This window comes from Microbulbifer maximicatervae (SeqCode), assembly GCF_052468095.1.
In genome coordinates this window covers 2,556,262-2,570,526 of the sequence record NZ_CP174332.1, presented here as the reverse complement: position 1 = coordinate 2,570,526, position 14,265 = coordinate 2,556,262, and the positions used below count along the sequence as shown (strand labels likewise).

Annotated in this window: 11 protein-coding genes; all 11 read left to right on the top strand. The window is 51.9% G+C overall.

The genetic code is table 11. The features are described from left to right. Positions 1-166: 166 nt before the first annotated feature. The 11 genes from ACJJIL_RS10995 (at position 167) to ACJJIL_RS10945 (ending at position 14,256) form a co-directional block, all read left to right on the top strand. Complete coding sequence (locus tag ACJJIL_RS10995; protein WP_445361956.1) at positions 167-2,746, top strand: DNA internalization-related competence protein ComEC/Rec2; 2,580 nt, start codon at positions 167-169, stop codon at positions 2,744-2,746. A gap of 113 nt (positions 2,747-2,859) precedes the next feature. After that, a complete protein-coding gene (locus tag ACJJIL_RS10990) occupies positions 2,860-3,483 on the top strand; it encodes a MotA/TolQ/ExbB proton channel family protein (RefSeq protein ID WP_413665667.1) in 624 nt (207 codons plus the stop codon). A 15-nt stretch (positions 3,484-3,498) separates the two neighbouring features. Further along, complete coding sequence (locus tag ACJJIL_RS10985) at positions 3,499-3,918, top strand: ExbD/TolR family protein (RefSeq protein WP_444897173.1); 420 nt, start codon at positions 3,499-3,501, stop codon at positions 3,916-3,918. Positions 3,919-4,001: 83 nt separating this feature from the next. Continuing rightward, positions 4,002-5,831 carry a lipid A export permease/ATP-binding protein MsbA gene (msbA, locus tag ACJJIL_RS10980; RefSeq protein ID WP_445361955.1) on the top strand — a complete coding sequence of 610 codons (1,830 nt, stop codon included), beginning with the start codon at positions 4,002-4,004 and terminating at the stop codon, positions 5,829-5,831. Positions 5,832-5,840: 9 nt separating this feature from the next. Further along, on the top strand, positions 5,841-6,875 hold the full coding sequence (gene lpxK / locus ACJJIL_RS10975; protein ID WP_445361954.1) for a tetraacyldisaccharide 4'-kinase: 1,035 nt from the start codon (positions 5,841-5,843) through the stop codon (positions 6,873-6,875). Further along, positions 6,865-7,632, top strand: a complete 768-nt coding sequence (gene kdsB / locus ACJJIL_RS10970) for a 3-deoxy-manno-octulosonate cytidylyltransferase (RefSeq protein WP_444905363.1) — start codon at positions 6,865-6,867, stop codon at positions 7,630-7,632. The genes lpxK and kdsB overlap by 11 nt, the downstream gene beginning before the upstream one ends. An 11-nt stretch (positions 7,633-7,643) precedes the next feature. Beyond that, positions 7,644-8,660, top strand: coding sequence for a UDP-N-acetylmuramate dehydrogenase (gene murB, locus ACJJIL_RS10965; RefSeq protein ID WP_445361953.1), 1,017 nt, complete (start codon positions 7,644-7,646; stop codon positions 8,658-8,660). A gap of 550 nt (positions 8,661-9,210) precedes the next feature. Next, positions 9,211-9,864, top strand: coding sequence for a response regulator (locus tag ACJJIL_RS10960; RefSeq protein WP_413665673.1), 654 nt, complete (start codon positions 9,211-9,213; stop codon positions 9,862-9,864). A 44-nt stretch (positions 9,865-9,908) separates the two neighbouring features. After that, a complete protein-coding gene (uvrC, locus tag ACJJIL_RS10955; protein WP_444917055.1) occupies positions 9,909-11,723 on the top strand; it encodes an excinuclease ABC subunit UvrC in 1,815 nt (604 codons plus the stop codon). A gap of 101 nt (positions 11,724-11,824) precedes the next feature. Continuing rightward, positions 11,825-12,388, top strand: a complete 564-nt coding sequence (pgsA, locus tag ACJJIL_RS10950; protein WP_444897179.1) for a CDP-diacylglycerol--glycerol-3-phosphate 3-phosphatidyltransferase — start codon at positions 11,825-11,827, stop codon at positions 12,386-12,388. 158 nt (positions 12,389-12,546) lie between these two features. Then, positions 12,547-14,256: a sulfatase-like hydrolase/transferase gene (locus tag ACJJIL_RS10945; RefSeq protein WP_445361952.1), complete on the top strand. Its 1,710-nt coding sequence runs from the start codon at positions 12,547-12,549 to the stop codon at positions 14,254-14,256. Positions 14,257-14,265: the final 9 nt, after the last annotated feature.

The window sequence follows — 14,265 nt, the reverse complement described above, 5'->3', positions numbered from 1 at the left end:
AACATGTTAAAAATGGCATTTTTCTTAAAAATATGTGACTGGCCAGTGCTATGAATGGCAGGTTAGCTAGCCATATTAAGGTTTTAGGCGCCTGAAGCGGCGGTTCGCAATCATCGTTGATTTGAGTGAAGGTGGTCAATAGTTGAACAAAAAGATGGTGTAAGGGATGGCGCTGGGGTTGGAATTATGGAGTTTTCGTGAGCGAATTCAGCGGCTTTCTCGCCTGCTGGCTAAGGCGAGAGGCATTGTCGTCTACATGGGGCCCAGCATATATCTTTGGGTCTATTCGCTATCTATTATCGCAGTGGGATGTCTTGCCCGATTACCCGCTGAAAGCACTCTGTGGGCACTGTATCTCTCTCTAGCCTTGTTTGCCTGGGTGGTAATACGCCGCTGGCGCCCCCTTGCTCTGATCTTTCTCTCCTTTATTGGTGCGACCTGGGCACTCCACTCTCATGAAGCATCGCTGGATCGCCGGCTCCCCCTCGGTGCACATGGTGCGGACTTCGTACTTCAGTTGAACCTGGTCTCGCTGCCTGAATTAACTGAGGGGGGAGGGTTTGGCGCTAGTTCAGAATCACAAACGGTGCGTTTTCGCGCTCGAGTTGTGGATATTGTTTCCAGTTCTTTAGGTGAAGAGGGTGGCCAGTTAGCACCGCCAGAGCTACCTATCGGAAGCCTTCTCAACCTAACCTGGTATCGAGTTGACGATGAGGCTCTGGCTCGCCTGCGGGGTGGCTCTCAATGGATATTGCCTGTGCGATTGAGAACTCCCAGGGGGAGCGTTAATCCACATACATTCGACTATGAAGGCTGGCTTTTGCGAGAGGGAATTACGGCAACAGGGTATGTTCGCCCCCGCGATTATCCTCCTCAGTGGCTGGGGCAGGGGAATGGCATTATCGGGTTAAGGGATGAATTGCGCTCCCTAATTAGTCAGTTACCGATCCAACGACCGGACCTGATAGCTGCGCTATTGCTTGGGGATCGCAGTCAGTTGAGCGAAGGTGATACCGACCTGCTTAAAAGGACAGGTACGGGCCACCTTATTGCCATATCCGGCTTACATGTGGGCATGGTAGCCGGTTGTATTTTGTTGATGGGCACCGTACTGGCAAAAGGGATTGGGCTTTTTACGGGCACCAGCCGTTTTGGTATTGCGATAGGACTCGCCTTGGTGGCGAGCCTTGTTTATACCTTGATCGCCGGCGTTCCTCTATCCGCACAACGGGCGCTTGTAATGACCTGGGTGCTATTACTGGGTTGGCACTGGCGGCGCAGACTGGGAGCGGGTTTTGCTTTTTCATTGGCTCTGGCAATAGTGCTTACCCTGCAGCCACTGGCTTTTTACAGTGCTGGTTTTTGGTTGTCCTTTGTGGCCGTCGGCAGTCTGCTTTTGGGGTTCAGTGGGCGAATTAGCTTAAGTCGAGAGCCGCAATGGAGGCCGAAGGCTGAGGCCCCTGGTGCTGTAACCTCATGGCAGCACCGGTTTTCCCAGTTATCGTTATGGCAGCTGTTGCGAAGCCAGTGGCTGATTGCAATTGGCCTGTTTATCCCATCGATAATATATTTTTCTGGCTTTAGCCTTTCAGGTGTATTGGTCAATCTTGTAGCGATTCCCTGGATGGGCCTGTCTATTTTGCCATCACTTATGTTAGGTGCTGTATTTATTGATACTCAGCTGGGTGTTTGGCTGCTGCAGTTTGCAGGTTGGCAATTGGATCTGCTGATGACTGCGCTCGATATTGTCGATCATTCGATACCGGGGTTCCGTGGTTTTGCGATTGCCTCCACTGCATTGGCGATAGTCATCGCTGGGCTTGGCGCGGTGCTACTTTTGCTGCCTAAAGGGTTGCCAGGGCGTAAGTTGGGCTGGTTATTTTTTCTTCCAGTTGCTCAGCCCTGGCTTTCTACATTGGCGCCGGCAGATGAGCGTTTGAAGTTATCAGTGCTGGATGTTGGTCAGGGGTTGTCAGTAGTTATCAGCACCGGAAAAAGTCGTATTGTTTACGACGCAGGGCCTTCAATCCCCTCGGGCTGGAGCGCGGGAGGTTCGATAGTGGCTCCCTACTTGATGAGTAGCGGGGGTAGTGAACTCGATGTACTAATCGTCAGTCATGGAGATAGGGATCATGCCGGCGGCGTGGCGGGTTTACTTAGAAACATTGAAGCAAAAAAGCTCTATGCCCCAGGGATTTTAGCTAGCAATTTACCACTATCGGCAACCACGATTACTGAGCAGTGTCGGGCAGGAACGGAAGAGCAACTGGGAGATATATCATTTCGATGGTTATGGCCTTCCTTAACGGCACAGGGAGAGGAATTACTGGATGGTGAGGAGAACGATCACAGCTGTGTAATTTTGGCTGAATGGCAGGGGGTGCGTTTACTGCTTACTGGGGATATCAGTCGTAAGGTTGAATATCAACTGTCTAAAATGTATCCACAATTTCCCGCTGTTGACGTACTGATTGCGCCTCATCACGGTTCCCGCTCTTCCTCATCGGCCGCTTTGCTCGAGTGGGCCAGGCCTAACCGGGTTGTATTTAGTGCCGGTTTCCGTCACCACTTTGGCCACCCTCACACCGATGTTGTGAAGCGCTACCAAAACTTCGGTGCCAGTATTTTCAGTACTGCGGAGAGCGGAGCGGTAGAATTTTTCTGGCGAGCCGGAGAACAAGAGCCGCAAATTTTACAGGCTCGTTTGGCACCACGGTTTTGGTATGCGAGTCACAACAGGGAATAAGGATGCGTGGGAGGACTTAGCCGCCGGCACCAGCTGTGATAAAGTGCTGCTCTGCGTCGAGGACGCAGTAATAATTTTCCAAAAATTCCCTCTGGTTTTCTGGGGCTAAGAAAGTGTTTGAGATAATAAAATCCGGCGGCCTGCTGATGTGGCCAATCCTGTTTTGCTCTGTAGCGGTTATTGCTATTTGTGTCGAGCGTTTCTGGACTTTGCACTCGCAGCATATTGCACCACGTACTTTATTAGGTGAGGTATGGGGCTGGCTTAAAAATAACCAGGTCAATGCGGAAAAATTGAAGGAGCTGCGCGACTCCAGCCCACTGGGAAAAATTTTTGCTGCGGGCCTGTCCAATTCCCGCCACGGTCGCGAAGTAATGAAAGATAGCATCGAGGAAACTGCCAGCCAGGTTGTGCATGAACTGGAGCGATTCCTGGGTGCTCTGGGCACGATTGCTGCCGTAGCACCGCTGATTGGTTTGCTGGGTACTGTGATCGGTATGATCCAGGTCTTTACCGCGATTATGGTGGAAGGTACCGGTAATGCAGGCGTACTGGCCGGTGGTATTAGCCAGGCATTGATCACCACTGCCGCTGGCCTGACTGTCGCTATCCCAGCGTTAATGGCGCACAGATACTTCCAGCGTCGCGTTGACACGATTGTTGTGGCAATGGAGCAGGAAGCTGTCAAGCTTGTGGATGCTCTGCACAGCGATCGTAAAATCGAAGATGCGGCCTGAGCGGGGTAGCAAGCGATGCAATTCCGCCGCCAAGCCACAGAGCAGGAAGGGGTTAACCTGACACCACTTATCGATGTGGTATTCCTGCTGTTGATTTTCTTTATGGTGTCTACAACCTTCACCAAGGAAAGCCATCTTAAGCTGAACCTGCCTGAAGCAGCAGGTCCTCAGTCTGTTGATCAACCAAAATCTGTAGAGATTTTGATCAGTGCTGATGGTTCTTATTCAGTAGATGGACAAGCTTTGATCAATAAGAAGATCAACACCCTCAAATCTGCGCTGTCGGAAGTTTCCGCAGGCGAGTACAATCGCCCGCTTGTGATAACCGCCGACGCCACCGCTCATCACCAAGCCGTGGTTCGGGCAATGGATGCCGCTGGACAGCTAGGCTTTGTCAACCTAAGCATTACTACACGGCAGCCGGAAGAAAACTAGCGCGGAACCCTGTAGGGAGCTGACTTACCTTCGGTTTCTGTGCCCACTCGCCCCAGGTGGGGCGAGTCCATTCATTGGTCTGTATGAAGAAAGTAAAAGCGCCCCCCAGCAAACCGCAAAATGGGGCGGAAACTTACCGTCGATTGCTCACTTATGCCCGCCCGCACATGGCGATTTTCGGGGTTGCGGTACTGGGCTTCTTCCTGTTTTCGATCATGGGCGTCAGCCTGATTGCTGTGACCGAGCTGTTGCTCGATGCAGTGGGAGCTGGTATCCAAGAGAGTCGCGGGTTTCTCTCAAAGTTTGTAGCATCCTATTACCCCGACGGAGTAATGCCCCAGGAGACTGCTCGTTGGCTTGTACCGCTCGCAATGTTGCTGATTATTGTCCTTAGGGCTATTGGCAATTTTGTCGGCAGCTATGGTTTAGCCTATGTGGGCCGCGCAGTGATCCACGAGTTGCGAACACAGCTATTTGAGAGAATTGGTCAGCTTCCCAGCTCCTATTTTGACCGCTATACCGGCGCTTACCTGATCTCAAAGGTTTCATACAATGTTGAGCAGGTAACCAACTCCATCACCAAAGCGGTGAAAGTACTTTTCCGCGAGTCGTTTACGGTAATCGGTCTTTTGACCTACCTGTTACTGGTGAACTGGAAGCTGACTTTAACCTTCTTCCTTTTTGCCCCCTTGATCGCTTTTATTGTGCGTATCGTGGGCAAGCGTTTCCGCAAATTGAGCCATCGCATCCAGAATTCCATGGGCGACGTTACCCATGTCACCCAGGAAGCGATCAATGGCTATCAAGTGGTGCGGATGTATGGGGGGCAGGATTACGAGAAATCCCGTTTCCTCTCCGCCAGCGACAATAATCGCCGGCAGTTTATGAAACTGGTAGTGGCAAATAATGCCAGTGTTTCAGTGATTCAGATACTGGTTGGTTTGTCTACCGCAACTATCGTGTGGTTGGCGCTGGCACCGGGTATGGTTGAATCCATGACTGCTGGGGTTTTTGCCGCCTATATTGGCGCGGCTGCATCCCTGGCTAAGCCTGTGCGCAGTCTTTCCGAAATTTTTGCCGATATCCAGAAAGGCATTGCGGCAGCGGAGAGTATCTTCGAGGTAATGGACGCTCCCAAAGAGCCCCAGGGCGGAGAAGCTCAACTACCCAAGCCTGTGAGTGGCACCGTATCTTTTGAGGGGCTGGAATTTAGCTACGACACGGCCGCGCCCAAAGTACTCTCCGACATCAGTTTCTCGGTAAACCCGGGAGAAACGGTGGCCCTGGTGGGGGCATCTGGCTCCGGTAAGAGCACCTTGGTAAGTCTGCTGGCAAGATTTTACGAGCCGACAGGTGGGCGTATCCTGGTGGATGGGGCTGATATTTCCAAGGTGCCACTTAAAGAGTTGCGCCGCCATATCAGTATGGTTTCCCAAAATATCGTGCTGTTTAACGACACTGTATATCGCAATATTGCCTACGGTGAATTAGAGCATGCACCCAAGGAAAATGTTCTGCGTGCTATGGAGCAGGCACATGCAGCTCAATTTATTGAAGAGCTACCTGAGGGGGCGAATACGGTTCTGGGGGATAATGCGCAGATGCTCTCCGGCGGCCAGCGCCAGCGTTTGTCTATTGCCCGCGCCCTGCTTAAGGATGCGCCCATACTGATCTTGGATGAGGCCACCTCAGCACTGGACAATGAATCGGAGCGCCATATTCAGGCGGCTCTGGCTGAAGTCATGAAAAACCGCACTACGTTTGTTATCGCCCATCGCCTGAGTACGATCGAGAATGCCGATCGCATTCTGGTGATGGAGAAAGGTCGAATTGTAGAGAGCGGGAATCACGCAGAGCTGCTCGCCCAGGGTGGTCGATACGCATCTCTGTTACAGCAGCAAACGATGGGGTAGGGCACCTGGATGTCACTGGAAGACTGGTTTAACAAGCGCTGGTACCCCGAAAAGGGTGAAGGTCGCTCGCTCTCCCTGCTCACCCCGCTGGAATTACTCTATGGGGGGGTGAGCAAGCGGCGCCGGGTAATGAGTTCTCGCACGCCACCGGAGCCCTTATCAGTTCCTGTCATCGTCATCGGTAACATCACCCTTGGCGGTGCGGGTAAAACGCCATTGGTGGCGGAGCTGGCTCGCTGGCTAAAGGAGCGGGGTCGCAATCCGGGGATTATCAGCCGTGGCTATGGTGGTCGTGCAGAAAAATATCCTTATCAGGTGACTGCCCAATCCCACCCCCTGGAGTCCGGGGATGAGCCGCTGATGCTGCACTTGATCACTGGTGTGCCGGTGATGGTTTCTCCCAATCGCACCGAGGCGGCGCAGGCCCTGATCGACTATCACCAGTGCGATGTTATTTTGTCTGACGATGGGCTGCAGCACTATAGTTTGTGGCGCAGCTATGAAATTTGTGTGGTTGATGGTCATCGCGGTTTGGGCAATGGCCATATGCTGCCCAGAGGACCTCTGAGGGAACCGGTGACGCGCCTGCAAAGCGTCGACATGCTGGTTAGTAATGGAGAGCCAGAAGCCAAAGTCAGGGATCAGTGCGGTGGGCTTTTAGAGTTTGAAATGACGCTCGAGCCTTCCTGTTGGCACCAGTTTAACCTCGATCAAACCTCCACATTGCGCCTGCCATCAGGGCCTGAGGTGGGGCCTTGCCACGGGGTGGCAGCGATCGGTAACCCCAAGCGGTTTTTCCGGTCACTGCAAGCGCTAGGGTTCGAGGTGGCAGAGCAACCTTTTGACGATCATCATCAATTCAGCCCCCAGGAACTGCATTTCGATGGAGAAACCCCTGTGATTATGACCATGAAAGATGCGGTGAAATGTCGTGATTTCTGGGAGAGTCATTGGTGGGCGCTTGAGGTGCGGGCCAAGTTGCCAGACCTTTTTTATCAAAAAGTACACAAGCACTTGCAACAATTTAGTGAAAATGAAAAGTAACTCTTCTTTCGACGTCATTATTCCCGCACGCTATGGCTCGAGCCGCCTGCCAGGCAAGCCCTTGGCTGATATCGGCGGCAAGCCGATGGTGGAGCATGTTTATTTGCGTGCCCGTGAGAGCGATGCTCAGAGGGTGGTTATCGCCACCGATGATATGCGTGTAGCGGAGGTGGCCCACGGCTTCGGCGCCGAGGTGTGTATGACATCTGCCGAGCATGCCTCGGGAACTGACCGACTGCAGGAGGTGGCTCAGAACCTGGGCCTTGCCGAGGACCGCATTTTGGTCAATGTGCAGGGCGATGAACCCTTGATACCCGCCGAGGTGATAAATCAAGTAGCTGAAAACCTGGCGGCTAGCAAGCGAGCCGGCGTTGCAACCCTGGCGGAGCCCATCACCTCAGTGGAGGATTTTCGCAACCCGAATATCGTCAAGGTAGTGACAACAGAGTCCGGGCTGGCCAGGTATTTTTCACGAGCGCCAATCCCATGGCCCAGAGATGCCTTTGCGATGGATAGCAGTGAACTGCCAAGGGGCTTGGAACCTCGTCGCCATATTGGTATCTATGCTTACCGTGTTGCGCTATTGCGCCAGTTTGTATCCTGGCCTATGGCCCCACTAGAAAAGTTCGAGGCTCTGGAGCAGCTGCGTTTTCTTTACCACGACCAAGAGATTCACGTAGCGGATGCCTGCGCAGAAGTGCCCGGTGGCGTAGATACTGAGCAGGATCTTCAGCGTATGCGAGAAACCCTGGCCTGATGTAGAACCTAATGATTGAAGCCAATATTGATTTACAGCCCCACAATACTCTCGCAATTTCAGCAAACACCGCTTACTTTGCGCGTGTGGAAACCCTGGATGAATTGCGTGAGGCTTTGAGCTTTGCGCAGCAGAAGCGTTTGCCGATTCTGCCGTTGGGTGGGGGCAGTAATATCGTATTAACGGGAGACTTTCCCGGGCTTGCCATACAGGTCGGGCTGCGAGGGCTAACAATTGCTCCCAATGGTCGTGGCGGTACGATTGAGGCGGCGGCCGGGGAGGGGTGGCACCAGCTGGTTATGTCTACTGTCGAGCAGGGCATGGGAGGCTTGGAAAACCTCGCGCTGATTCCAGGTAAAGTGGGTGCAGCCCCAATCCAAAATATCGGCGCCTATGGCGTAGAGTTGCGAGACTGTTTTTGCAGCTTGCAGGCCATGGAAATTTCTACAGGTGCACTACATAACTTTTCTGCGTCGGACTGTGAGTTTGATTATCGGGACAGTGTGTTTAAAGGGCAGTTGCGCGATCAATTTATTATTACCCAGGTTAACCTTCGCCTTGCGCAAGATTGGCAGCCCAAGGTAGCTTACCCGGCTCTACAGCAATTTATTGACCAGCAAGGTTGGGATTGTAACTCCTTAACACCCGCGCAAATTTCCGCTGCGGTTATCGATATTCGCAACAGTAAATTGCCGCTCCCCGATCAAATTCCCAACGCTGGCAGCTTCTTTAAAAACCCTGTGGTGAATGCGGACATTTACCAAAACCTAAAATCGGAACATCCCGATTTAGTAGCTTATGCCAGCGGTGAAGGTTGGAAGCTGGCGGCAGGCTGGCTAATTGATCGCGCTGGTTGGCGGGGCAGGCGGCAAGAAGCGGTCGGTGTTCACCACCAGCAGGCATTGGTTTTGGTTAATCCCGGCCGGGGCCGGGGTGATGAGGTGACACGATTGGCTCGCGCTATCGCTTCTGATGTGCAGGCTAAGTTTGGTGTTACCCTGGAGCCTGAGCCGCGCTATTACCCTTAATCCATTCAAGATTGTTTGCATGAGGGTGCGGACAATCCCTTCTTTTATTCTTCACTGAATTGCAGTTAGCAAGTACCCAATAGAAAAGTGCAAGTTATTGGGTGGGGTTGACAGTTTTCAGCCTGAATTTCAGTAGAGAATTGTTCTAGTTGTTGACGATTATTTTGTTATAACGAATTCAACCTCTAACATTTTCTCATATTCCGATTTCTTTCATAAATATTTTCTGCGATAAAATGAATCTTCTATCGCAAATTTTGCGGAAGTGCTCATCTTGATCGCAGAAAAATTAACTGGTACGTTTTTACGCTATAATTAAATGTTATAAAGGCAGCAAGATCCTGTGGTCAAATGTCTGTTCAGCAGCATTTGAAACGGTGCTTCTGCTTTGCAGTAGCGTTTTTGTCTGGTATGTTGCGGTTGGGTTCCGGGGGGACCTACACGGGGTAGTTTCACCGTGAGCTAAAAAGAAGAACGCAGTTTATAGAGCTCGTGCGTTGGGGATGTATACGCGGCGTAGCCACTGCACTTATCCGTAGTTGGGGATAGCTTGATCAAAGTCTTAGTGGTGGATGATCACGATCTTGTGCGAATGGGCATTTCGCGCATGCTGGGTGATGTTGAGGATATAGAAGTCGCCGGAGAGGCAAACTGTGGCGAGGAGGCCCTGGAATTCGTTCGCCGGTCTAATGTTGATGTCATTCTGATGGATGTAAAAATGCCAGGAATGGGCGGCCTTGAAGCGACTAGAAAGCTGCTGCAGCGGTGCCCGGAGGCAAAGGTTGTTGCCGTTAGTGCACTCGATGATGATTTATTCCCGGGCCGCTTGATGCAGGCTGGGGCAATGGGTTACGTGACTAAAGGCGCGGACCTTGAAGAAATGGTTCGAGCGATACGGACGGTTATTTCAGGTGGTGTTTTTATCAGTAATTCCATGGCAACCAAAATGGCGATGCGCAGTGTCAGTGGCCAGGATGATCAGCAATCTCCGTTTGAAAAATTATCTAAAAGGGAATTGCAGACTGCAGACATGATCGTCAATGGCGCCAAGGTTGCGGATATTGCAAAGTCTCTCTCGGTAAGCCCCAAAACGGTGAATAGTTACCGCTACAGGATTTTTGAGAAGTTGGATATTAATAGTGATGTAGAGTTGACGATCCTCGCTGTTAAACACCAAATTCTCGACCCAGATGCTGCACTTTAATTGAAAAGTGGCTGATTTCTTAAAATATTGAGGCCGGTTGCCAGATGTTCGATAGCAAGCGTTTCCTCGCGACAGTAACTCGCAAACCCGGCGTCTACCAGATGTTCGACGCCGAAAATAAAATCCTCTACGTAGGGAAAGCCAAGAACCTTCGCAATCGGTTGTCGAGCTACTTTCGCAGCTCCGGACTAACGACAAAAACCATGGCGCTGGTGCAGCGTATTGGAAACATCGAAGTCACCGTTACGCGCAGTGAAACCGAAGCCCTGGTGCTTGAACAAAGCCTGATCAAGTCCCAGCGGCCCCCATACAATGTGATGCTGAAGGATGATAAAGGGTACCCTTATATCTTTCTTTCCAGCAATGACACTTTTCCCCGTATTGCATTCCACCGTGGTGCCAAGCGCAAGAAAGGCCGATACTTCGGGCCTTTTCCAAATGCATCGTCGGTTCGCGACAGCCTGAACTTTTTGCAAAAAACTTTTCGAATCCGCTCTTGTGAAGACAGTGTTTTTCGCAACCGTTCAAGGCCCTGCCTTCAATATCAGATAGAGCGCTGCACCGCTCCCTGTGTCGATTTTATTTCTCCCGAGGACTATCGCCAGGATGTTCGCCACGCAGAGATGTTTCTCACGGGTAAAAGTGACAGCATTATCCAGGAGTTGGCCGATCAAATGGATGAGGCATCCCGGGCGCTGGAATTTGAAAAAGCCGCGAGACTGCGGGACCAAATTTCCGCGCTGCGTCGTCTACAAGCGGATCAGGTAGCTGAGGGGGCAAGTGGCGATGTAGATGTGCTGGGGATAGCCAGTGAGGGCGGCAGCTGTTGCGTACACGTTCTGTTTGTCAGGCAGGGGCGAATTCTGGGGAGTCGCAGTTATTTTCCCAGTGAGCGCTTGGGGCTCACACCGCCAGAGCTACTTTCCGCATTTGTCCCGCAATTTTACCTGGGCAGTCCCCGAGAGATCCCCCGTGAGATTTTAGTTTCAGAGGCCTTACAGGATTTCGAACCACTTCAACAGGCTCTTAGCGAGCAGTGTGGTCGCGATGTTGGTATCACCCATAAGTTGCGTGGCAAGCGGGCCACTTGGGTTGAGATGGCGCAACAGGCAGCACAACAGAATTTGACTAGTCGAACTGCAGCCCAGCAAAAACTCTACAACCGTTTCGAGAAGCTACAGGAAGTATTAGAGCTGGAGCAGCTCCCGGAGAGGCTTGAGTGCTTTGACATCAGCCATTCTTCCGGTGAGGCCACGGTTGCGTCCTGTGTTGTATTTGATACCGGAGGCCCGGTGAAGTCGGATTATCGCCGATTCAATATTGAGGGTATCCAGGCGGGCGATGATTATGCGGCAATGGGGCAGGCGCTAAAGCGGCGCTATACGCGCCTTTCCGGTGGCGAGGGCAAATTCCCGAATATCCTGTTGATCGACGGGGGCAAGGGCCAGGTTACACAAGCGGTTGAAGCTCTGAATGAGCTGGGCATCGTCGGAGTGCAAATTATTGGTGTTGCCAAAGGAACTACACGAAAAGCGGGCTTTGAAACATTACATGTGGTTTCCAGTAACAAAGAGCTTGTACTCTCCGCCGACTCATCAGCGCTGCACTTAATTCAACAGGTGCGAGACGAAGCGCACCGCTTTGCTATCGCTGGCCACCGGGCAAAACGGGATAAAAAACGCAGGGAGTCTCCATTGGAAGGTATCGCTGGAGTAGGGCCCACTCGCCGCAGGGCGCTGCTGCGACATTTCGGAGGTTTGCAGGAGTTAAAGCGCGCAACAGTAACGGAGATTGCCAGCGTGGATGGTATCAGCCGGAAATTGGCTCAGGATATATACTCGGCACTACACCACGAGTAGAACAGGATTGAGCTGGCGATTAAATGGCCAGTTTTTTCCAAAGCGTTTCATTTTGCGCGATGGCTTGATAACGTACGCCCTCCGCAAGAATAGAGAAAAGTATGACAATCGCCAATCAACTGACACTTTTACGTGTTGCTTTGATCCCATTTTTTGTTTTGGTTTTCTATTTGCCGTACAAGTGGAGTTACATTGCTTCTGCTGCAATTTTTGCAGTTGCCGCAATTACCGATTGGCTTGATGGCTATCTCGCCAGAAAATTAAATCAGAGTACTGCCCTCGGTGCCTTTCTGGACCCGGTTGCCGATAAGCTAATGGTGGCTACTGCATTGGTCTTGCTGGTGGGACTGCATGACAATCCGCTGTTTGCGATTGCTGCGGCGGTGATCATCTGTCGGGAGATCGCGGTCTCTGGGTTAAGGGAGTGGATGGCTGAGCTGGGGCAGCGCGGCAGTGTTGCCGTTTCCTACGTAGGCAAAATCAAAACCACCGCACAGATGGCAGCAATTCTTGTACTGCTTGCCTTCGATGTTAGAGAGTTTCCGGTGATGGAAACTATTGGATATCTGCTGCTCTATATCGCTGCCGGCCTCACCTTGTGGACAATGGTGATGTACTTGCGCGCCGCATGGCCGGCCCTTATGGCCGACAGCCAGGATAAGTAGATAGAGGGGAAATACTTCTCTCACGAAATTGGCGCCTCGATTCTGGCATTTGCTGGAAAACGAGGCGCTCTTTACCCCGCTTAAACTCGCTCTTTCTCTTCCAAATCCCTGCGCTCCTCTAAATTGTTAGATACTTTTCTGCGATCTATAGGAAGCTCATGTCCGTCCAAAGCCACCTGATTATGATCTGGCTGCTTTGCATCACTCTCAATGTCGAGGGGCAAGTTGTACACGATGCCGAGTTTTATATTCTCAAGATGCAAAACGGCGAACGTTGGGATCAAGAGGATGCGGAGCTTGAGCAACGCTTACAGCAGTTGCGGCAGAAATATGGACAGCCACCGAATATCGTATTTCTGCTGTGGGATGACACTGCATTTGGAGCTGTTGGCTTTCCTGCGTTACAAAAGAACTTTGGCTACTCAACGCCAAATCTAAACCAGATGGCTTCAGAGGGTATCAACTTTACCCGCATGTACTCTGAGCCCTCATGCACACCAACCCGCGCTGCTGCGCTCACCGGACGGCTACCGGTGCGCTATGGCATGGGTGAAGTGGGTATGCCCCATGAGTTTTCCGGTCTACGCGCAGAAGAGGTCACTATTGCCGAGGTACTTTCGCAAGCGGGTTATACGACAGGCTTTTTCGGCAAGGGGCACCTTGGAGATATCGAGGAGAGTTATTTACACAATCAGGGGTTCGATGAGGCGTTGTTCACTCCGATGAATCAGATTACCTCTCTGTTTAACCCCCAGGCAAATGTAGCAAATGCGGTGCTGGGCATGTTCCCCGAAATCTATCCACCTGATCCCTATCGGTTGGACAGCCCTGGTCTGATTCCCGCTGGCTGGGTAATGAATATTGAAGGGAAAAAGGGACAACCCGGGCGGGAATGGTGCGGAACATCCAACGAGTGCTTCGCTAAGTTTGATCCAGAAGCAGAACAGAGAACGCTGGCGTTTATTCGTCGCAGTGCAGAGCAGAAGAAACCGTTTTTCGTTGCTTACTGGCCCAATCTCCTTAATTTCATGGCGATGTATAACCCCAAGCGCTCGGTAGCCGGGCTGATGGTTGCCGATGCTTTCCCGGCGATGGATAACTTTGTCGGGGTGCTGATGCAAGAATTGAAAAGCTTAGGGCTCGCTGAAAATACCTTGTTCGTTGCAATGGCGGATAACGGCCCTATGGTTCACAGTCCGCCGGCGGGGTGGGGAATGCTGCCCATGTTGTATCGGGGTGGCAAAGGGGATTTTACTGAGGGCGGCGTTCGCGTACCTGCTTTTGCCTGGTGGCCAGGAACTATCGAAGCGGGACAAACGGCAGGAGATATTATTCATATCACTGACCTGTATACGACTTTCGCTCGCTTGGGTGGAGCAACTGATGCTATTCCCACGGATCGCGTCGTTGACGGCCTCGACCAGACCGCTCTGTTCCTAAACGGCGATACTTATGGTCGCCGGGATTATGTATTTATCTATACGGGTAAGGAATTGGGGGCAACAGTAAAGGGGCGATATAAGAGGCATTGGCTGGGAGCGGGGGAGGTGGCAGGGTCGGGGATGCCGGAGGCTTATTACGATATATATATGGATCCACGGGAGGAGTCCCCGCAGTTGGTGCCGTTAATTTACACCCAGGGACAGTTCAATCATATGGTGGCTCGCCACCGTTTATTCAAACGTAAATATCCAGACGTAGCCAGCGGCAAAGGCATACCCTATACCGGGCTGGCCAATGCGCGCCCTGAGACACAGGCTATTGGTGAACGCGTGCGCGCAGTCATCAGTGAGATGCCATTCACTGTTGAAGACTATCTCGAGTATCAAATCCCCGGTGCCGACAAGGTCGGCGACTGGGGAGATTAAAACGCTATA